Raw genomic sequence first — 19,186 nt, 5'->3', positions numbered from 1 at the left:
AATAAATTCAATCCACTACAAACAGCAAACTAAAATGATAAATCTTGAGAATAGAATAATTAACAAAATTAATAGCGAATACATTCAAAACCTTCCATTAGACAGTGCCATTGAAAACATTCCCAGAGAACAACCCATCAGTTCATTTAGCCCTAAACAAATGAGTGATTTTGAAAGCTTATTCCACACCGAATACAATTATTTTATCACTGTCGAATGTGAAAACATTCTTAGCAAAGAAACCATAGAAGTAAGTGAAGATAATATCTTAACTATTAAACAATCGCCTTCTGCATATCGTATAAAAAACCTGAGCTTCAACTATACTTCTGCCCTCATTTTTATTGGGACGTACTATCACGACGACGTACAAGTTTTGGTCAAGGAAAACTTTAAGCCAGCAAAAATTAATACATTTTATTTCAGCCTCTCATTCTTTGCTTTAGTCATACTCGTTTATGTGTTTTTCTGGATAGATCTAGCTAATAAACTTTTACTTATGTTAGTTATTGGCCTTGGCTTTTGCTGCTTAACGTATATGTATGAATCTTTAAAGGCATTACTTCCAAAGCAACAGAAAAAGAAAATGGAAGAAACTCACTTTCATATTGCGGGATATTTAGCAGCTCATCTACAGGATTTTGTCGATGCAAAATTTAAATTAGATGAACAAACAAATTAAAAGTAGTCTCTTTTTTAACCAATAATGACAACTACGAAAGTTAAAGATTTACGTGAGTTGAAACCTTGTGCCATTGGACTGATGACTCACGGTGCTAAACTGCCCGTCATTGAAGCACTTGACGAATCATTGAATTATCGCCATTTTTAAATGCTCTAATTCTATGCTGAAGTGCAGAACAATATTTTTCAGATTTTATAAAGACGGAACACTCTCATGGCGAATAAATTCGAATTCAACATTCGTGTATATATTGAAGATACAGATGCAGGTGGCATTGTTTACCACGCAAATCATATTCGCTTTATGGAACGTACCCGCACAGAATGGCTGCGCGCTTCAGGTGTAGACCATTATTGGCATCAAAAAGATTACAACTTTGTCGTTCATAAAATTAATGTGAAATATTCACGTCCTATATTAATGGATGACCTGATTACTGTTACAGCAAGTGTAGTTTCGTGTAAGGCTACGTCATTTGTGTTGCAACAAAATATTTATCGTGGTGATATTATGCTGGCATCAGGTGAGGTAGAATTGGCATGTATCAGTGCAGAGATGAAACCCCGTCGCCTTCCTGATGAAATACGTGAACTGATTCTGAAAGAATTGGAACAAGATTAAAAAAATTATTTGGCACATGTAGTAACTATGGCAACTCAACTAGAATCAACACTCAAAGTTTCAGACCTCATCTTACAAGCAAGTCCTGTCGTACAACTGGTAATGCTCCTGCTGCTCTTAGCTTCGTTATTCAGTTGGTATCTGATTGCCAAGTTACACATGAGTTATAAAAAAGCGCAGGCCGATGATGAACATTTCCAAAAAATCTTTTGGTCTGGCGCCGAACTCAACACTTTATACAACAATGCTCAGCTCAACTCGAAACGTGTTGGCCTTGAAGATGTTTTCTATCAAGGGTTAGGCGAGTTTTTCAAACTTAAAAAACGTAATGCCAGCGCCGAACAATCAATTGAAGGTACAGAACGTATTCTTCGCGTAGGTTTAAGCCGTGACCAAGGACATTTAGAAAATGGTTTAGGCGCGCTTGCGAGTATTGGCTCGGTTGCACCCTATGTTGGTTTATTCGGTACCGTTTGGGGCATTATGAATGCCTTTATTGGTTTAGCAGATGTTGACCAAGTCACCCTTGCTACGGTTGCTCCGGGTATTGCAGAGGCATTGATTGCAACGGCCATTGGTCTTTTTGCGGCAATTCCTGCTGTACTTGCATTTAACCATTTCACAGCCAAAGGTGAAGCAGTTTATAACGATCGTGCGCTTTTTGCCGAAGAAATGGTTGCGTTATTACAACGCCAGTCTGTAGGTTCAACTCAGGACAATGACTAATGGCTATTCAACGTTCTGGACGCTTTGAGCGCATCAAAAAACCATTAAAAAGTGACATGAACGTCGTACCTTATATTGATGTCATGTTAGTTCTTTTGGTGATTTTCATGGTCACGGCACCTATGATCACCACAGGTGTCAAAGTCGATTTACCACAGGCAAATGGCACGCCTATGCAAGCGGAAGATCGCCCTGCGATTGTTACACTTGAGGCGGATGGAACGATCAAACTCGAAGATAAAAATCATCAGAATGATGTACTCACACTTGATGAACTAAAATCTGTTTTAACGGCTTCACAAAATGAAGCGAACGAACAGAAAAAGCAAATGAGTGTCCTGATTAACGGCAGTGAATCTCGTCCTTATGGTGAAGTCATGAAACTCATGTCTGCCCTTCAAGATGCAGGTTTAACACAAGTAGGTTTACTGACTGAGCCATTAAAATAATTTATGAAAGATTTCAACAAGCCGCCTTTTAAACAAAAAGCCGTTGCGATTGGTTTCACACTAGGTGTTCATATCGTCGCTGTGGTTGGCTTACTTTATCTTGGCATGAGTAAACCACCTGAGCCCCCTAAAAAAATAACCACTGTTTTGGTAAAACCGGAAGATTTGAAACCTGTAACTCGTGAAGTCACAGAGTTTGATGAAACCGCGCATGAAAATGTAGCTGAACAAATCACGCAAACAGCAGAACCTAGCGTTGAACCAGCACCCGAGATTCCAACGGCTGCACCACCTAAACCAGCAGAACCACCTAAGGCAGATCCACAGGTTGCTGCTCAACAGGCACTCGCTGCGGCAAAAGCACAGCAGCTTGCTGAACAAAAAGCTGCGGACAATGCAAAGCGTGCTCAAGAACAAGCTAAAGCGGCTGAAGCTGCAAAACTAAAAGCACAACAAGAAGCCAAAGCGGATGCGGCTAAGGCAAAAGCAGATGCTACGGCGAAAGCCAATGCTGAAGCAGCAAAACGTAAAGCAGATGCTGATGCCAAAGCCAAGGCTGAAAAAATCCGTGCCGATGCTTTAAGAAAAGCAGAAGCTGACAAAGCCAAAGCTGCAGCAACGGCAAAAGCCAAGGCAGATGCAAAAGCCAAGGCCAATGCGGATGCTGCAAAACGTAAAGCAGATGCAGACGCGAAAGCTAAAGCCAATGCGGAAGCTGCAAAACGTAAAGCAGATGCTGATGCGAAAGCCAAGGCCAATGCAGAAGCTGCAAAACGTAAAGCAGACGCCGATGCAAAAGCTAAAGCCAATGCAGAAGCTGCAAAACGTAAAGCAGATGCCGATGCAAAAGCTAAAGCCAATGCGGAAGCTGCAAAACGTAAAGCAGATGCTGATGCCAAAGCTAAGGCCAATGCGGAAGCTGCAAAACGTAAAGCAGATGCTGATGCGAAAGCCAAGGCCAATGCAGAAGCTGCAAAACGTAAAGCATATGCCGATGCAAAAGCCAAGGCAGATGCAAAGGCTAAAGCCGATGCCGAAGCACGCGAACGTGCAGCCGAAGAAGCCAAAGCTTCATCAGCTAAAAAAGCAGCTGAAGAAGCCGCACAGAAAAAGGCTGAAGCGAAGAAAATTGCCTCAACTGCTAAACGTGATTTTGAAAACAAAATCCGCCGTGCATGGGATACACCTTTTGACTCTGCGGGTAAATCGGCAACTGCTCGGGTGACATTATCAGAAAGTGGTTCAGTCCGATCAGTTATTGTGAACTCTAGTGACCCTGATATGAAAGCCAGTATTGAAGCCGCGGTTCTGCTGCAGCACCGTACCCAATGCCAAGCGACCCTGATGCTAGACGTGAAGCACAAAGCTTTACCTCTACATTTAGATCTTCAAATTAAGTTTGATAAATCCCTGCATTGATTGCGGGGATTTTTTTATATTTCTTCTGAATATGGCAAACTTTGGGAAAATTTATTGATTAGATGGGTTCATTCACTGATTTTTTGAATGAAACAAATTCTATTTGGTCGACACTTTTCATAAAATGACATATATATAAGTTTTACTAACTCAGCCTAATCAAGAGCTACTTATTTCTTCTAAACATTTGATTCAAAAATTAAATTTCAACTATATAGAATTATCATTTCCAATTCAAAATGTGATGTTGTCTGCATCAATTTTAAGATAAACTTCAGTGAACTCGAATAAAATCTCTGCATTTTTCACAGTGTTATAACAGTTCAGTCATATTTTCATGCTTTTAATAATCCAAAATCATGCCATTATGTGACACAACCTAATACAGACAATAACTCACATTTTTAGAGTAGTTAGCGAATGATGGAAATGACGCGTAAACATCTTCTTTGCTTAGCCGTATTCACTGCTTTGAGCCCAGTTTTAGTGACTCAAACGCATGCGCAGCTTCACCTCGAAATCACTAAAGCTCCTGAAGAAGCACCTAAAATTGCGATCGTGCCTTTTAGTAATGACTCAAATATTTATCCAGTGGTTGAAAATGACTTGAACCGCTCAGGTAAATTTACCAGTGCTTCTAAAAACTTGCCTGCAACTGCAACAATAAATTCACCTAATGCAGAAGCATGGAAAGCTGCGGGCGTACCCTATGTCGTGACAGGTACATCAAAAACAACGGCAGATGGCTCTTATGAAATTCACTACCAACTGTATGATGTTGAAAAAAAACAATACCTGTTAAATGAACTACTCACTGTACCTGCTTCACGTTACCGTCAAGCAGCGCATATGATCAGTGATGCGATCTATCAAGCTTTAACTGGCATTCCAGGTGACTTCAGCGGCCGTATTGCCTATGTATTACGTAACGCAGCAACACCTGATCAACGCTATACCTTACAAATTGCCGACACAGATGGGGAGCAGCCACGCACCATTTTGACTTCACGTGATCCAATCCTGTCCCCTGCGTGGACACCTGATGCGAAAAAGCTAGCTTATGTTTCTTTTGAAACCAAGCGCCCTGCGATTTACATCCAAGACTTAGCAAGTGGTAACCGTGAAAAAGTAGCAAGTTTCCGTGGTTTAAATGGTGCTCCAAGCTTCTCGCCCGATGGTAAAAGCATGTTGTTCACTGCATCTATGCATGGCAATCCTGAAATCTATCAAATGGATTTACAGACTCGCCAATTAAAACGCATGACCAATGACACAGCGATTGATACAGAAGCACGTTATGCCCCTGACGGTAAATCATTTATTTTTACCTCTGACCGTGGTGGCTCTCCACAAATTTATACCTACAACTTAAGTGCTGAAAGTGTAAAACGTTTAACTTTCCGTGGCGCTTTCAATGCGCGTGGTACGCTAAGTGCGGACGGTAAAAAATTAGCTTTGGTGCATCGTCCTAGCGGTAGTAACTATAAAGTTGCGGTTCAAGACATTGGTTCTGGTGTAACCAATATTTTAACACCAACAAGTTTAGATGAATCCCCAAGCTTCTCTCCAAATGGTCAAATGGTGGTGTATGCAACACGTGAAGCAAACCGTGGTTTGCTCTCGATCATGTCTTTAGATGGTCGTTTCCGCATGAACTTACCAAGTGAACAAGGTGAAGTTCGTGAACCAGCTTGGGCACCGAAATAAACACTGCATGATTTATTCACCAATAACTTTTTAATGAAACATCATAAATAACCGTCATGGAGATCAATATGAAAGCGATAAAACTGATTGCGCTACCTGTTTTAGCTACAGCACTAGTAATGACTGGTTGTGCCAGCCGTAAACCTGCAGCAGACGTACAAGCAGGACAAAACCCAAATAGCTCAACCACTGTAAACACTTCTGGTTTAAGTGAAGATGCAGCACTTAATGCACAAAACCTAGCGGGTGCATCATCTAAAGGTGTAACTGAAGCGAATAAAGCATTTTTAGCGAAGCGCGTAGTACACTTTGACTACGACAGTACAGAGCTAAGCAATGAAGACTTACAAACCCTTCAAGCTCATGCACAGTTCCTTGTTGCTAATGCAAACTCACGCGTTGCTTTAACAGGTCACACCGATGAACGTGGTACTCGTGAATACAACATGGCACTTGGTGAACGTCGTGCCAAAGCTGTTGAAAGCTTCCTGATTACAACGGGTGTAAGTCCAAATCAGCTTGAAGCAGTTAGCTATGGTAAAGAAATGCCAATCAATGCGGGTCATGATGAAAATGCATGGAAAGAAAACCGCCGTGTAGAAATTAACTACGAAGCGGTTCCTCCACTACTTAAATAAGACTTGAATAAGTCTGAGCTAAAAAAAAAGCACTCATTAATGAGTGCTTTTTTGATTTAACCTGTATCATTTAATTTATATCGTTTCATTTTCATCGTTCTGTTGCAACGTTCTGTGCTTTAACTCAATTTAGCCCTTTAACTCAGGATAAATTCGATTAGCGGCTTTAGAACTTTAAGAAAATATCCAATTAAAAATGCAAATGAACGACTTTTAAAACGAGATCCTTAGCTTTAACAACTAGAAAATTAGCTTAACAATCCAAATCATTACGCTTCTGCTTCTGGATGTTCAGCATTTTCTTTTTCTGTTTGCATCGACTCAATGAGGTCATGTTTATTGAACTTTTTATACTCTGCTTTTGCTTCGTAACTGCTCCATGCAGCTTTTACGGTATCCGCAGAAATATCGTCTAAATTCAATCCCTCAGTTGCAGTCGGAGTCGCATCAAATTTTTGTGTGGTCATTGTTGTGCTCCCTGTCTTTCGATTTATACATTAGATTCAACATAGCATGTTATTCAGGACTTGCAAGGGTAAAATCACGACAAATAGTCTAGTTTAATTTTTCTTTTCCATCGTTCTCATCTAAAATGTTGCACAATCACATTTTTATCATTTTTGATAAATTAATATTTGGAGTTTTCCGGTTATGTCAAATCTCACCCTTTCCCAATTTCTACAACAACAAAGTGGTAATCTTACTCCTGCATTAGCACAAGTTATTGAAACAATTGGTAATACATGCAAAGACATCGACCTTCTTTTACAAAAAGGTGCTTTGGCTGGTGTATTGGGTAGCGCGCAACACGAAAACGTTCAAGGTGAAGAACAAAAGAAACTTGATGTCATTTCAAATGATTACCTCATCGATGCATTAAAAGTTCATCCACATGTCGGCGGTCTGGCATCTGAAGAATTAGATGAATTCACGCCAGCTCAAGAAAATGGTGATTATCTTGTCTTGTTCGACCCATTAGATGGTTCAAGCAACATCGATATCAACATGTGTGTTGGCACAATTTTCTCAATTCTTCCTGCAAAAAATGCCGTAACGCAAGCTGAAGATTTCATGCAAGCGGGAGTTAACCAAGCGGCTGCAGGTTATGTACTGTATGGCCCATCAACAATGATGGCTCTAACTGTCGGTGCTGGCGTAGTCTTCTTTACTTTTGATCCAGAAAGCAAAGAATTCTTATTAACTAAAGATGCGATTGCGGTTGCAGCAGACACTAAAGAATATGCAATTAATGCATCGAACCAACGTCACTGGGAAGAACCTGTAAAACGTTATATCGACGAACTTCTTGCAGGTAAAACTGGCCCGCGTGAAAAAGACTTCAATATGCGTTGGGTCGCATGTATGGTGGGTGATATTCATCGTATTCTTTGCCGTAGCGGTATCTTCATGTATCCATACGACTTCAAAGATCCGAAAAAAGCAGGTCGTCTACGTTTAATGTACGAAGCAAACCCAATGAGTATGTTGATGGAACAAGCTGGCGGTGCGTCTACAACAGGCCGTGTTCGCATTCTAGACATCCAACCAACAGAACTTCATCAACGTGTTCCTGTGATTATTGGTTCTAAAAACGAAGTTGACCTAGTTACGTCATACCATAATTAATTTCTTATAACGAAAGTCAGTATTTTTGCTGACTTTCGTGGATATCTCCCCCATGGCTCTGATTTATCTCGAATCAAAAGACAACCCGAAAATTAAGCACCTACGTGGCTTAATTGAACAAAATGCCTACCGTAAAAAACAAGGTCAAACTGTTTTGGAAGGCACACACTTGGTGTTGTCATGGTTAGACTCAAAACGTCCAATCAAATCGATTTTCACCACTGAACAAGCAATTAATCATGCCGACTTCGACCGCATTGCGGAACAATATCAAGGTGCTGTGTTCATTCTAAGTGAATCTTTATATAAAGATATCAGTACACTTGGAACATCTATTGCTTGCTTAGCGATTGTGGATTTACCAAGTTCAAGTGAAGCGCTTAACTTCAGTGAAGACACCTTAATTTTAGACAATATTCAAGACCCAGGAAATGTAGGCACCCTACTCCGTTCTGCTGCCGCAGCAGGTATTGAACAAGTTGTTTGTACCAAAGGCTCTGCATCGCTCTGGTCACCGCGTGTATTACGCGCAGGTATGGGCGCACATTTTTCATTAAATACCTTTGAAAATATTGCCCTTGAAGATATTTTGACGAAATTCAAAATTCCAGTGTATGCAACAAGCTCACATCAGTCTGAAAACCTATATAGCAAAAATTTACGCAAACAATGTGTGTGGATTTTAGGCAATGAAGGTCAAGGTGTTTCTGAGTATGCATTACAACATGCCGAAGCCGTTGCGATTCCTCAACCGGGTGGTCAAGAATCACTAAACGTAGCCATTGCTGGCTCGATCTGTTTTTTTGAAATGGTACGTCAGCGTCAGTAAAATCGTTATTTTATTGTATTTAGCGCTTAAGCCTGAAAAAAATAGACTACACTAGAAAAAATAATAATTCTTTTTGTCAACCTAACCGTTATTTCCATCGTTATTTGTATATGAATATGGAAATAATGGTGGGTATCCGATGACAGGATTTTCCATCTCTATGGATTTAGCACCCAAAAAGTCCGAGACGCAAGACAGCAGTGTTTTAAAAAGCACAGCTGAGTCTCGCCTGAAAAACTTCATGAATGAAGTGACGGGGCGTGCTTTAGTAATGATGGAAAGTGCAACGCACGGTCAACATGGCATTGCCATGGACTTGGTGCAAGAAGCCTTTATTTCCTTACATAAAGCTTATGCTGAAAAGTCCACAGAGGAATGGTATCCCCTGTTTTACACCATTTTAAATAACAAGCTGCAAGACTGGCGTCGAAAAGAAGCACGTCGTTCGCAGCCGTTTTCCTTATTTAGAAAAGTCAGCCTAGATGACGACGATGTCGAGATACAGGATGTGGTAGATGAATCTACACCAAACCCCTTCGACTTTCTGGATCAGGCTGTCACTGCAGAGGAAATACAAGATGCTATCGCAGAACTTCCAGTCCGCCAGCAACAAGCATTTATGTTGCGAGCTTGGGAAGGCTTTGATACGCATACAACTGCAGAAATTATGAATTGTTCTGAAGGCAGTGTGAAAACACATTACCACCGTGCCATTCAAGGTTTACGTACCGCTTTGGCACATTTGAATCCACATATGGGAGGATCATCCGAATGAAACAAGATGATTTCTTAAAGCAAGTAACTTCCAAACTTGATGGACTCGCACAGCACCATAAAGACAAAGCAACTGTCATGAATAACGTGCTTGAAGATATTCATCAGCGCGAAACTTCTCGTTATGGTTTCTGGAAAATGTCTGGCTTTGCACTTGCAGCAGCAATTGCAGGTTTCGTCATTTTACCGAATGCGACTGTACTGGATGACAAACCACAAAATCAAGTGATTTCAACCCCTAAGCTCTCCCCTCAAATGGTAGAAGATCTTGAAATGTTGATGGTTCTGGGTGAGGACAAAGTTCCACATGGCAGCTAAAAAATTAGCAATTGCATTCTGTGCTTTTAGTTTTTTGCAAACCAGTTTTGCTGGCTTTGATCGCTTTTGGATATTTTCAAAAGATGCAGATACTCAAGTCAATGAAACTTGGGATTCGCTATCTGAAGCAGAACAACAGGCTTTAATTAAAAAGTATCAGGCACTCAAAGAGATTCCTGCAGATCAACGTGTCAGCTTGCAACAGCGCATGGATTGGTTCACTCAACTTCCAGATAGTGAAAAGCAACGTATGCGCGAAACTTGGCAAAAAATGAGTACTTTAGAACGTAAAGAACTCGCGACACGTATGCAAAAAGCTAGTCCTGATGAAAGACCTGCTATTCGCGATGAGTATATCAATAAATATTTACAGCCTATCGCTGTCGTTCACTAATCTAAAACAGCAGCATGTTGCGAAAATCAAATCAATTACATTAGTTAAGCCATAAAAAAAAGCCTCTTATCGAGGCTTTTTTATTGTATTACTTGCTCAACCGACGCTGACGATACATACCTAAACCAATCAGTGTCAACAGCCCAAATAATCCCATAGAGCCACCGCCGCTAGAAGAAGAGTTGGTGTTTTTCGCGGTATTCTTAAGGGTCAGAATTGCATTACTTGAGGCAATGCCATCACTATCGACAACGCTATATTCAACAGGATAGTCAAACTGACTAAAGCCATTTTTTACAGAGAAGGTAATCTTGCCACCGTAGCAGGTTTCCTTTAAATAACTTGCTGGACAGCTGCCACTATACTCAGCTTCAAAGTTCAAACCTGCTGGGATTTTCGTAAAACGAATTGGAATAATTTGGCCTTCTTCATTTTTATGCCATACCGATTTGCCCGCTGGCATAGATGCAACTGGACCATCACCATCATCATTAGCATTAGCATTTTCTAATAAATTATTGACGGTAACAGACAAATTATTTGACGGACTAATTGTGTATTGAGCAGCTTTGGCCACTGGGGTCATATTTTTAAATGCCACACGGACCACACCAGAGGATTCCGCCTGACTCCCTGTCTTTTGTTTTAAGGTATATTTACAAAAACCGTATTCGGTAGGCGCTGTTGTTGCCCCACTAGTGCGATATATAACGATTTGTTTTATTCCCACATCCCAATCACAGTGTAGGTCATGTGGTGGATTACCCACAATACTTGCTTGGCCTGTACTAGACACTGTAATTTCACTACCAATGCCGATTGGTGAAGTCGTCACGGTATAGTTGTCAGCATTTAAGGCAATTTGTCGTGTTTCAGCACTTCCGTTCACAGACTCTTCTTGAGGTAATGATGCTGGGAATGGATCAAAATAAACTGCACGATATTTGAGGTTATTTTTTAATGCACTTAATACCGCTTCGTATTTTGTTAAATCATCCTGATTGGCAACTTTGTATTCTGCATAATCTGGATCGTCGATATCCTTTTTCAAAGCATCAATTGTATTTTGATACTTATCTTGCAGAGCTGTTAAAGACTCATTGGTAATATCTGCCATATCTGCTGCGGTTAAATTCATTAACTCAACCGAACCAATATCACATGTGTTTCTTTGCGTAGGTGATAACTGTAAAGTACCATCTGTGATCCGCAAAATGCCCCGTTGATCCGCATCACTACAGCCGTCTAAGCCAAGATTGATTAAGTCAAAACCACTGCCGATCGCTTTCGGATAATACAAAGGTAAATACAAATTATAAGCAGATTTTGTTTGTAGGGCGCTTAACAAAGTCCCCATAGCATAGCTACTTACATCATGGTTTTGCAGAAAGCTTTCCGTACTATTCAGCACACTTTCGGGTAAATCACACTGTGCGGCTGCCAGTTCAAATGCATTATTACTTGCCACAAATTTTTGACCATTATCAGGTACTGCATTATTCAGATAACGACAAGATTTTCCACCAGTATTGTAGGCCAATACATTGAAATACCAAGCCTTTGTACCATTGTTATCATAATAATAGGTACTAGCCGCATTGTTCTCGACTATTGTATTACTGGTTAAAACGAAGCTAGAAAAAGCACTTAAACGTTCCGTTCCCTGAGAAATGGCGCGGATAATACTACCCGTACTTGGATTTGCTTGGTTTTTTGCAATCGTATTTGCTGTCAGTTCAACCTTGGCATTTCCACAGAAGTCCATCACACTATTGCTCGTCGATGAACCATTTTGAATAATACTGCTTTGCTGGAACACAATTTCAGGCTGGGTATCCCCCAAGTTCCCGATACAATCCATAGCGACAACACTACCTTTAGGTGCGATGTTGCCCTGAACTAAACTGCTCACCAATAATGTTTTTTTCGACATATTATGCGCAACGGAGTAGATTGCACCGCCAGCAACTTTGGCTTGAGAGTTTTCAATTGCACCATTATTTAAGGTAAATGCTCCCCCTAAATACAAGGCACCACCACGGTCTTCTGCCATCCCGCCAGTAAGGCGTACATTATTGACGATAAAGTTGGCTTCTGAGCGTGAAGTATTAAAAATACGCGATTTGCCTTGGGCATTAATCGTCGTTCTAATATCCTCATAGGCAGGAAATTTCTGCGTCAGTAAATTTTTTGAATCATAGTTAAAGCGACTTTTCCCCTCAATCACGATCTGATTGAGCGGAACTAACTCACCTTTGGTCAGAAGATATTCACCTGCTTCAAGTTGAATATAATCGGTCTGCCCATTATTTGGATTGCCGACATTACATCCACCAAAAGATTTGTTTTTACGCGCAGTTTCAATTGCTTCACGTAAAGAACATTGATTGAGATTTTCTCCATTTTCATCATCAAAGGTCGTAACTTTGATGATGTTACTTGTCGCTGCCATAGATGACATAGCCGCAAGGACCATGACCGCCAGCAATCCTTTTTTATAATTTTTCATGTGCTGTCCTTAATTCTATCCAGACTATTTTTTAAAGCGACGAAATCCAACTAAGCCAAGTAGTGCAAAAATACCTGCCCAGCCTAGAGCACCACCTGATGTTTTAACGGTTTTACTTTCCATTTCATTGTTTGGTTCTTGGAAAATACGCACTTCTGCAGCTAAATAATTTTTTGCCGAAGTATTAAAACGGGTTGAAGACGTCACCACACGCAATTCAAAAATATCTGCGCCATGCCAATTTCCATTTGGCGTGTATTCAAAATCACCATTCAAATTCAGTGTAAATTTACCTTTTGATTCGGTGCTTTGTACAACTATTGGACAACCATCTTGCCATGGCTCACCTGTTGGATTTGCCATACCCATCACTTTTGTACATTCTTCTTTTGGAATTAAATCACTGTCACCTAAAGCGTCTAAGATATTAAACTTCGCCACTTCACCTGTACGTATGTCTTTACCTAAGCGAGGCATGCTCACAGGAACCACAATTTCGATGGCACCACGATCACACCAGACATCATCCAAATTACGATTTTTTCCACGCTGATCAGAAGACTCACAATACACATGATGCTCATTGCCATCGGCTGTTGTCTTCCCCTTATTTAATATCAGGCTTGAGAAAATCGTTTCGTAATCTAATAAAATACGAGGACGTAAATAACCAATAAATGCGTTATTTGCTGTGGTAAATGGACAGAAAAGTGCATTACGATCTTCTGTTAAGGTTTTACAGCTACCTTCATCTTCACCCGCGATTAAACTTGTCCCAGACCACACATCATTTAAATTTGCAGCAGGTCCAACAGGACAACTCGCAGCCACTAAGTTGTTATAAAAAACAGATTGGTCTGTTCCTGAATTCACGACTTTACAATCTTGAGCTGTACCGCTGAGTGCATTACCAATCACCACACTATTGGCTAAATAAGCATGTTCAGAGGTACTATTTAGTTCGATACCACCACTGTTTTTCAGTACAGTAATATTGTTGAGTGCTAAGCCATCACGTAAGTTGATAGCAAAACCTTTGTTTTTGAAAAAGGTACTATTGGCAATGATATTTTGAGGGTTACTGAACACCAACTTGCTGATGTCTGCGAGCCCATTTTGATTGTAAACAATCGCTCGACCAGAAGTGCTTTCATTATTTTTGAACAAAGATGTATAGATTTCATAAGCCGGTGCTTCTGAGTAAATTGCACCACCATCTACCGCTTTGTTGTTTTGAAAAATCGTGGTTCGTATATATAGACGGCTTGCTACAGCTGCGCCATCTTCTGAGAATCCAACATTGTAGATTGCACCACCAAGTCGTGCATAACCATCTTCAAACTTTACATTTTCAAGTGTGAGTTTTTCATTATTAAAAATGATGCCGCCTTTATCAGCACATTGATCTTGCTTACATCCTTTAAATGAAATTTCTTTAAAATTGATCGCAAGTAGTTCTTTTTCGCCATCATTAATATTAAAAATTTGATCCTTACCCGTCATTTCAATGACGGCATTATTAAGACCGAGTACGACATCTTCATTGACGTTACTGTCATAAGCCGTTTTCAGATTCAGTTCTGCTTTAATATCAATTTTTTTAGTGAGTTTATAAACTTCATTTTTTTCAGAGAAATTGAGGCATAGGCGTCTTTACCCCCGCAACCATTATATCCGGCTTCTGGCATACCATTATTGATATATTCTATGGCTTCACGAAGTGAACATTCCTTGTCATCCTTTACAACATCTTCAGTGGTTGTAACGATAATTTCTGCGCTAAATGCATGACCTGCTATGAGAAGCATGCCAATACCTATGCTCTGTTTGAGCATATCCATCTCCTTAAATATTTTTTATCTTTTTATTCTTAAGTTGCACAATCCTTGCAACATTAAAATATTTTTATGTACTTTGTCACAGCTTGAGTAATTACTCAAGAATTTTTATTGCTTACCGATATTCATCAATTAGGGCAAAAATCTGTCTTAAATTTGCATGACTCAATTTGACTTTTTCACCTTTTAACATCTGAATCAGTTGTTCTAAAGATCTAAGTAAAATGGATGCCTGATGCGGCCCATGTGCCAACAAATAATCTACAATTTGTTGATCCATATGGATGCCACGTCGCGCCAAAACAGAGTTTACGAGTGCTTGTCGGTCTGCGTATAAACTACCATTTGGTACTTTTACACTGACAGCCTGAGTTAATCGAGACTGTAAATCTGGCAGTTCAAGTTTGAGTTCAATGGGCGCCAGCCGAGATGAAAAGACCAATTGACCACCTTCTTCGTTATTATAATTAATCAGGTGAAAAACAGCTTTTTGCCAATGTGGAACTCCGCTAATCGCTTCAATATCGTCTAAAGCCACTAAGTCATAGCGATCGAGCGAAGTAATCGCTTCAGTGGGAGCATCTAGCAATTCAAGCAATGAAACTTGAATTGCTGATTTGCCAATTTCTAAATAGGAGTCACATATTGCAGACAGTAAATGGCTTTTTCCTGTGCCAGCTCCACCATAGATATAGAAACGATTCATTAAACCAGCATGTAACTGACGAACACCATCGATTACATGCCCCCAACTCGGCCCAGAAAAATCACTAATTCGGGCATCGAGTTGTGGTTCTATATCTAGCTGCAATTGACGCATATCTATATTTTGGCCTTATCAATCTTTATGTTCTGATCTTTCAATGTTACTCGAAATTTCAGGATCTTGCAGCGAATTTGCAGACTGATTTTTGAGCTCAATATCGACAGCAACTTGATTGGTTTCTACGTTTAAAGTGCCACTTGCAGCATCATTTACGACAAGTACATCATTTCGGTATAAATTACTTTTCTCGTAATTTTCGCGTGCATGACGTAATAAGACCACAATAATCGCTGCAACGGGTAGTGCAATGAGCATTCCGAGGAGTCCTGCCAATTGCGCGCCTGCAAGGACTGCAAATACCACTGCCACAGGAGACAAACCAATTTTGTCGCCTAATAAGAAAGGCTGTAAAATATAACCTTCTATTGCCTGCCCTACCATGAATACCACCAGTACTAAGGCCAAATGCACCCAATCCAAACCGAATTGGAACAGGCAAGCCACAATTGCCGAAATAATACCTACTGCAAAACCCAAATACGGAATAATACTGGCTAGACCCGCAATCATCCCAATGATGATACCAACCTCAATACCGACTAATTGGAGTCCAACCGCATAAACAACGCCCAATAAGAACATTACCAAGAATTGGCCTTTTACAAATGCACCTAAAACTTCATGACATTCGCCCACGATTGTGAGCGTGCTTTTTTCATATTTACGTGGAATAAGTCGACGCATGTTTTCTAACATACGCTCCCAATCTAATAAGAAATAGAAAGCTATGATTGGAATTAAGACAATCGTGCCACCAATCTGTATGAAATTCAGACCCGATTGTGCCACTTTTAACAACATGGCTTGGATACTGTCTGCACTATAGTTGGTTTGAATATACTCCATGATCGCTGCTGACATTTGCTCTGTATCAATTTCCATCGGTACAAGATTAAATGTCTCTGATAACCACGGCAGGAATGTATAGTTGACCCAATGAATATTGTTTGGAATATTGTTTTTTGCATACATCAACTGTTCCCATACCAGTGGTACGAGGAACCACATTGCAAGGAATATAGCGACACCAATTCCAATAAAGACCAAACTGATAGATAACCAGCGCGGCAAGCCAATATTATGTAATTTATCGACTAAAGGGCTAAATAAATATGCAATTAGAAATGCGCCGATAAAAGGAACAACTACAGGCTTTAATAAGTATAAAACCCATATGATCAATGCTATCCCAGCAAGAATAAATATTCGGCGCAAGGTGCGATCACCCATATAAAGTCACCTTTTTTCAATGTAATCGTTATAGAAAGGAAAATATTTTAATAAAGATAACATTTTAGTGCGAAATAGCATAAGAGTTTTGCATATTCAGGTTATAATCCCCGCGCGAATGCGGAGACTTCATTATGAGCAACTCAACTTCTACCCCAAACACTGGTTTAAGCTACAAAGATGCAGGTGTCGACATTGAAGCGGGCGACGCGTTAGTCGATCGTATCAAATCTGTCGCGAAACGTACTGCACGTCCTGAAGTAATGGGCGGCCTAGGCGGCTTCGGCGCTCTTTGTAAAATTCCTAAAGGTTATGAAGAACCTGTTCTCGTATCTGGCACAGATGGTGTTGGTACAAAATTACGTTTAGCATTGAATTTGAACCGTCATGACACAATCGGTCAAGACTTGGTTGCAATGTGCGTAAACGATCTTCTTGTATGTGGTGCTGAACCACTGTTCTTCCTTGACTACTATGCAACTGGCCACCTCAACGTTGACGTTGCAGCAAATGTTGTGACTGGTATCGGTGCGGGTTGTGAACTTGCAGGTTGTGCATTGGTTGGCGGTGAAACTGCTGAAATGCCAGGTATGTATGAAGGCGAAGACTATGACCTTGCAGGTTTCTGCGTAGGTGTAGTTGAGCAAAGTAAAATTATTGATGGCTCTAAAGTTAAAGCGGGTGACGTTTTAGTTGGTGTTGCATCTTCTGGCGCACACTCAAACGGTTACTCACTTCTTCGTAAAATTTTAGATGTGAAAAACGTTGACCTTACTCAAATCGTTGATGGTCGTCCACTTGCAGATACAGCAATGGAACCAACACGTATTTATGTAAAACCAATTCTTCAGTTATTGAAAGAAGTGGATGTACACGCTATGGCGCACATCACAGGCGGCGGTTTACCGGGTAACTTACCTCGCGTACTGCCAAATGGTGCTCAAGCGGTAGTCAATGAAGCATCTTGGGAATGGCCAGAATTATTCAAACTACTTCAAAAAGAAGGTGGTGTTGAACAATTTGAAATGTACCGCACATTTAACTGTGGCGTAGGTATGGTTCTCGTGGTTGATGCAGCCGATGCTGACAAAACTGTTGAATTACTCAATAGCCTTGGCGAAAAAGCATTTACAATGGGTCACATTGCAGATAATGCTGAATCTGTTGAAGGCGCTGACGAAAAAATCCGTGTAGTTTTCGCATAAGCAACGTTCATGATTAAAATTGCTGTACTTGTTTCAGGCAGCGGATCTAACCTGCAAGCCCTGATCGATGCCAATCTATCAGGTCAAATCGTTGGGGTAATTTCCAATAGACCTGACGCTTTTGCACTGCAACGTGCAAGAAAAGCAAAGATTGCAACTGCAGTCATTGAACATAAGCAATATCCAAGTCGTGAAGCTTTTGATGATGTGATGCATCAACAACTGCTCGACTGGGATGTTGATTTGGTCATTTTGGCAGGCTTTATGCGCATTTTAAGCGCAAAATTTGTCAAAGCATGGGAAGGAAAAATGATTAACATCCACCCTTCTCTGCTGCCAAATTATAAAGGAATGCATACTCATCAACGTGTTTTAAACACCGGTGATGTCTTCCATGGCTGTACAGTTCACTATGTGACTGCAGAACTGGATGCTGGTCAAGCGCTTGCTCAAGGCGTGCTTAAAGTCAATGTGCATGATCATGCTGAAAGTCTGGCAGATCGGGTTCACGTGCTTGAGCATGTGATTTACCCTCAAGTGGCAGAATGGATTTGTAATGGCACCATTCAACACACTGAAAACGGTGTTTTATATCGTGGCGAGCCTTTGCAACAACCTGTTCAATTCTGTAAGTTCTAAGCAACTGTATAATTTAACAATCAACGCATCTTAGGGTGCGTTTTGTTTTTCAGTGCCAAATAAAACTCTATTTATTACTAAAATCTAAAATCTAAAATCTAAAATCTAAAATCCATTTTTGCAGAATGTTCAACTTTATGATCAATATGTAGTTTTTAGTTAAATTAAAGCTTTTAGCATCATTAAAATAATAAGCTTATATTGCAATTAGTAAACCTTATAAATCTAGAAATATTACATCCTTCAAAAAAAAGTGGAGAAAATCACATGTTAAAATCCATCACACTGGCGACTTGTGCATGTATAACACTGGGTATGATTGGTTGTGCTACGACATCAAATCCGGCTACTGATCGTAATTTAGATAAATTACAAAACAAAAATTGGGTTGCGAGTGAAATTCAAGGCGTTAAGCTTGAAGCTGACCCTAACAATTCGAACGTACCCACCATCACTTTCGACGATACTCGTGTAAGTGGTTCTGATGGTTGTAATCGATTCATGGGCGGTTACGCTGTGCAAAACACAAAAATCCAATTTTCAAACCTTGCTACAACACAAAGAGAGTGTTTGACTGCGACAAATATTCCTCAACATTTTTCGCAGGCATTGAGCCAAGTTACTCATTATGATGCCTCTAAAAATCATTTGAAATTTTTAGATGCCAAAAACAAAGTTGTTTTACAATTTGAAAATGCGAAATAAATCTCAAAAGTAGAATGTTTCATTCATAAAAAAAGCACTCTATAGAGT

General features: G+C 40.2%; 21 protein-coding genes and 1 pseudogene. 16 read left to right on the top strand and 6 right to left on the bottom strand.

Translation table 11 applies throughout. The annotated features are described in order from the left end of the window. Nucleotides 1-34 precede the first annotated feature (34 nt). The 8 genes and pseudogenes from AVJ20_RS02000 to pal all read left to right on the top strand — a co-directional run bounded on the left by AVJ20_RS02000 (nucleotide 35) and on the right by pal (nucleotide 6,245). Nucleotides 35-682, top strand: a complete 648-nt coding sequence (locus tag AVJ20_RS02000) for a hypothetical protein (protein ID WP_111883948.1) — start codon at nucleotides 35-37, stop codon at nucleotides 680-682. Nucleotides 683-706: 24 nt separating this feature from the next. Beyond that, nucleotides 707-832 carry a hypothetical protein gene (locus AVJ20_RS18850; RefSeq protein WP_257223222.1) on the top strand — a complete coding sequence of 42 codons (126 nt, stop codon included), beginning with the start codon at nucleotides 707-709 and terminating at the stop codon, nucleotides 830-832. 66 nt (nucleotides 833-898) lie between these two features. Further along, nucleotides 899-1,306 (top strand): tol-pal system-associated acyl-CoA thioesterase, encoded by a 408-nt coding sequence (gene ybgC / locus AVJ20_RS01995; RefSeq protein ID WP_078190367.1) that lies wholly within the window; start codon nucleotides 899-901, stop codon nucleotides 1,304-1,306. A gap of 27 nt (nucleotides 1,307-1,333) precedes the next feature. Next, nucleotides 1,334-2,032: a protein TolQ gene (tolQ, locus tag AVJ20_RS01990; protein ID WP_078192037.1), complete on the top strand. Its 699-nt coding sequence runs from the start codon at nucleotides 1,334-1,336 to the stop codon at nucleotides 2,030-2,032. After that, the gene (gene tolR / locus AVJ20_RS01985; protein WP_078190369.1) at nucleotides 2,032-2,481 is read left to right on the top strand and encodes a protein TolR; all 450 of its coding nucleotides are present in this window, start codon (nucleotides 2,032-2,034) and stop codon (nucleotides 2,479-2,481) included. Before tolQ ends, tolR begins: the two co-directional genes overlap by 1 nt. Nucleotides 2,482-2,484: 3 nt before the next feature. Further along, nucleotides 2,485-3,878 (top strand): annotated as a pseudogene (gene tolA / locus AVJ20_RS01980) (cell envelope integrity protein TolA). Between the two features lie 445 nt (nucleotides 3,879-4,323). Then, the gene (gene tolB, locus AVJ20_RS01975) at nucleotides 4,324-5,607 is read left to right on the top strand and encodes a Tol-Pal system beta propeller repeat protein TolB (RefSeq protein ID WP_171319182.1); all 1,284 of its coding nucleotides are present in this window, start codon (nucleotides 4,324-4,326) and stop codon (nucleotides 5,605-5,607) included. Between the two features lie 68 nt (nucleotides 5,608-5,675). After that, nucleotides 5,676-6,245: a peptidoglycan-associated lipoprotein Pal gene (pal, locus tag AVJ20_RS01970; RefSeq protein ID WP_111883946.1), complete on the top strand. Its 570-nt coding sequence runs from the start codon at nucleotides 5,676-5,678 to the stop codon at nucleotides 6,243-6,245. Between the two features lie 269 nt (nucleotides 6,246-6,514). Here the strand turns inward: pal and AVJ20_RS01965 are convergent, their stop codons facing one another. Further along, a complete protein-coding gene (locus AVJ20_RS01965) occupies nucleotides 6,515-6,712 on the bottom strand; it encodes an NF038105 family protein (protein WP_078190373.1) in 198 nt (65 codons plus the stop codon). Between the two features lie 184 nt (nucleotides 6,713-6,896). On the opposite strand from AVJ20_RS01965, the gene AVJ20_RS01960 reads away from it, so the two are divergent. The 5 genes from AVJ20_RS01960 to AVJ20_RS01940 all read left to right on the top strand — a co-directional run bounded on the left by AVJ20_RS01960 (nucleotide 6,897) and on the right by AVJ20_RS01940 (nucleotide 10,186). Beyond that, complete coding sequence (locus tag AVJ20_RS01960) at nucleotides 6,897-7,871, top strand: class 1 fructose-bisphosphatase (RefSeq protein ID WP_078192041.1); 975 nt, start codon at nucleotides 6,897-6,899, stop codon at nucleotides 7,869-7,871. A gap of 52 nt (nucleotides 7,872-7,923) precedes the next feature. Further along, nucleotides 7,924-8,700 carry a TrmH family RNA methyltransferase gene (locus AVJ20_RS01955; RefSeq protein ID WP_078192042.1) on the top strand — a complete coding sequence of 259 codons (777 nt, stop codon included), beginning with the start codon at nucleotides 7,924-7,926 and terminating at the stop codon, nucleotides 8,698-8,700. A gap of 160 nt (nucleotides 8,701-8,860) precedes the next feature. Next, a complete protein-coding gene (locus tag AVJ20_RS01950) occupies nucleotides 8,861-9,475 on the top strand; it encodes an RNA polymerase sigma factor (protein ID WP_111883945.1) in 615 nt (204 codons plus the stop codon). Beyond that, nucleotides 9,472-9,792: a hypothetical protein gene (locus AVJ20_RS01945; protein WP_078190377.1), complete on the top strand. Its 321-nt coding sequence runs from the start codon at nucleotides 9,472-9,474 to the stop codon at nucleotides 9,790-9,792. The genes AVJ20_RS01950 and AVJ20_RS01945 overlap by 4 nt, the downstream gene beginning before the upstream one ends. Then, complete coding sequence (locus AVJ20_RS01940) at nucleotides 9,782-10,186, top strand: DUF3106 domain-containing protein (protein WP_078190378.1); 405 nt, start codon at nucleotides 9,782-9,784, stop codon at nucleotides 10,184-10,186. The genes AVJ20_RS01945 and AVJ20_RS01940 overlap by 11 nt, the downstream gene beginning before the upstream one ends. 88 nt (nucleotides 10,187-10,274) lie before the next feature. On the opposite strand, the gene AVJ20_RS01935 is transcribed toward AVJ20_RS01940, so the two are convergent. The 5 genes from AVJ20_RS01935 to cxpE all read right to left on the bottom strand — a co-directional run bounded on the left by AVJ20_RS01935 (nucleotide 10,275) and on the right by cxpE (nucleotide 16,589). Continuing rightward, complete coding sequence (locus AVJ20_RS01935; RefSeq protein ID WP_111883944.1) at nucleotides 10,275-12,695, bottom strand: CSLREA domain-containing protein; 2,421 nt, start codon at nucleotides 12,693-12,695, stop codon at nucleotides 10,275-10,277. 24 nt (nucleotides 12,696-12,719) lie between these two features. Further along, nucleotides 12,720-14,267 (bottom strand): rhombotarget A, encoded by a 1,548-nt coding sequence (gene rbtA / locus AVJ20_RS01930; RefSeq protein ID WP_265735968.1) that lies wholly within the window; start codon nucleotides 14,265-14,267, stop codon nucleotides 12,720-12,722. Nucleotides 14,268-14,269: 2 nt separating this feature from the next. Further along, nucleotides 14,270-14,530 (bottom strand): CSLREA domain-containing protein, encoded by a 261-nt coding sequence (locus AVJ20_RS18580; protein ID WP_228157140.1) that lies wholly within the window; start codon nucleotides 14,528-14,530, stop codon nucleotides 14,270-14,272. Nucleotides 14,531-14,648: 118 nt separating this feature from the next. Then, the gene (hda, locus tag AVJ20_RS01925; protein ID WP_078190380.1) at nucleotides 14,649-15,353 is read right to left on the bottom strand and encodes a DnaA regulatory inactivator Hda; all 705 of its coding nucleotides are present in this window, start codon (nucleotides 15,351-15,353) and stop codon (nucleotides 14,649-14,651) included. A gap of 18 nt (nucleotides 15,354-15,371) precedes the next feature. Continuing rightward, on the bottom strand, nucleotides 15,372-16,589 hold the full coding sequence (cxpE, locus tag AVJ20_RS01920; RefSeq protein WP_111883943.1) for a chloramphenicol efflux transporter CxpE: 1,218 nt from the start codon (nucleotides 16,587-16,589) through the stop codon (nucleotides 15,372-15,374). A gap of 134 nt (nucleotides 16,590-16,723) precedes the next feature. Between cxpE and purM the strand changes: the two genes are divergently transcribed. From purM to AVJ20_RS01905, 3 genes are all read left to right on the top strand, one after another. After that, nucleotides 16,724-17,794: a phosphoribosylformylglycinamidine cyclo-ligase gene (gene purM / locus AVJ20_RS01915; RefSeq protein ID WP_078190382.1), complete on the top strand. Its 1,071-nt coding sequence runs from the start codon at nucleotides 16,724-16,726 to the stop codon at nucleotides 17,792-17,794. Between the two features lie 9 nt (nucleotides 17,795-17,803). Beyond that, on the top strand, nucleotides 17,804-18,433 hold the full coding sequence (gene purN / locus AVJ20_RS01910; protein ID WP_111883942.1) for a phosphoribosylglycinamide formyltransferase: 630 nt from the start codon (nucleotides 17,804-17,806) through the stop codon (nucleotides 18,431-18,433). A 267-nt stretch (nucleotides 18,434-18,700) separates the two neighbouring features. Then, entirely contained in the window at nucleotides 18,701-19,138 is a 438-nt protein-coding gene (locus tag AVJ20_RS01905) for an META domain-containing protein (RefSeq protein WP_111883941.1), read from the top strand. Nucleotides 19,139-19,186: the final 48 nt, after the last annotated feature.

It is taken from the genome of Acinetobacter sp. CFCC 11171, from assembly GCF_003268405.1.
Lineage (GTDB): Bacteria > Pseudomonadota > Gammaproteobacteria > Pseudomonadales > Moraxellaceae > Acinetobacter > Acinetobacter amyesii.
This window is presented reverse-complemented; position numbering and strand designations above follow the sequence as displayed.

Bases quoted from the DNA above. Each gene is read 5' to 3' on its own strand.
- AVJ20_RS01965 (WP_078190373.1), bottom strand. From the start codon at position 6,712: ATGACCACACAAAAATTTGATGCGACTCCGACTGCAACTGAGGGATTG.
- ybgC (WP_078190367.1), top strand. From the start codon at position 899: ATGGCGAATAAATTCGAATTCAACATTCGTGTATATATTGAAGATACA.
- AVJ20_RS18580 (WP_228157140.1), bottom strand. From the start codon at position 14,530: ATGCTCAAACAGAGCATAGGTATTGGCATGCTTCTCATAGCAGGTCAT.
- AVJ20_RS01905 (WP_111883941.1), top strand. From the start codon at position 18,701: ATGTTAAAATCCATCACACTGGCGACTTGTGCATGTATAACACTGGGT.
- AVJ20_RS01955 (WP_078192042.1), top strand. From the start codon at position 7,924: ATGGCTCTGATTTATCTCGAATCAAAAGACAACCCGAAAATTAAGCAC.
- tolR (WP_078190369.1), top strand. From the start codon at position 2,032: ATGGCTATTCAACGTTCTGGACGCTTTGAGCGCATCAAAAAACCATTA.
- purN (WP_111883942.1), top strand. From the start codon at position 17,804: ATGATTAAAATTGCTGTACTTGTTTCAGGCAGCGGATCTAACCTGCAA.
- AVJ20_RS02000 (WP_111883948.1), top strand. From the start codon at position 35: ATGATAAATCTTGAGAATAGAATAATTAACAAAATTAATAGCGAATAC.
- AVJ20_RS01960 (WP_078192041.1), top strand. From the start codon at position 6,897: ATGTCAAATCTCACCCTTTCCCAATTTCTACAACAACAAAGTGGTAAT.
- tolB (WP_171319182.1), top strand. From the start codon at position 4,324: ATGGAAATGACGCGTAAACATCTTCTTTGCTTAGCCGTATTCACTGCT.
- AVJ20_RS01945 (WP_078190377.1), top strand. From the start codon at position 9,472: ATGAAACAAGATGATTTCTTAAAGCAAGTAACTTCCAAACTTGATGGA.
- AVJ20_RS18850 (WP_257223222.1), top strand. From the start codon at position 707: ATGACAACTACGAAAGTTAAAGATTTACGTGAGTTGAAACCTTGTGCC.
- cxpE (WP_111883943.1), bottom strand. From the start codon at position 16,589: ATGGGTGATCGCACCTTGCGCCGAATATTTATTCTTGCTGGGATAGCA.
- AVJ20_RS01940 (WP_078190378.1), top strand. From the start codon at position 9,782: ATGGCAGCTAAAAAATTAGCAATTGCATTCTGTGCTTTTAGTTTTTTG.
- AVJ20_RS01950 (WP_111883945.1), top strand. From the start codon at position 8,861: ATGGATTTAGCACCCAAAAAGTCCGAGACGCAAGACAGCAGTGTTTTA.
- pal (WP_111883946.1), top strand. From the start codon at position 5,676: ATGAAAGCGATAAAACTGATTGCGCTACCTGTTTTAGCTACAGCACTA.
- purM (WP_078190382.1), top strand. From the start codon at position 16,724: ATGAGCAACTCAACTTCTACCCCAAACACTGGTTTAAGCTACAAAGAT.
- tolQ (WP_078192037.1), top strand. From the start codon at position 1,334: ATGGCAACTCAACTAGAATCAACACTCAAAGTTTCAGACCTCATCTTA.
- AVJ20_RS01935 (WP_111883944.1), bottom strand. From the start codon at position 12,695: ATGAAAAATTATAAAAAAGGATTGCTGGCGGTCATGGTCCTTGCGGCT.
- hda (WP_078190380.1), bottom strand. From the start codon at position 15,353: ATGCGTCAATTGCAGCTAGATATAGAACCACAACTCGATGCCCGAATT.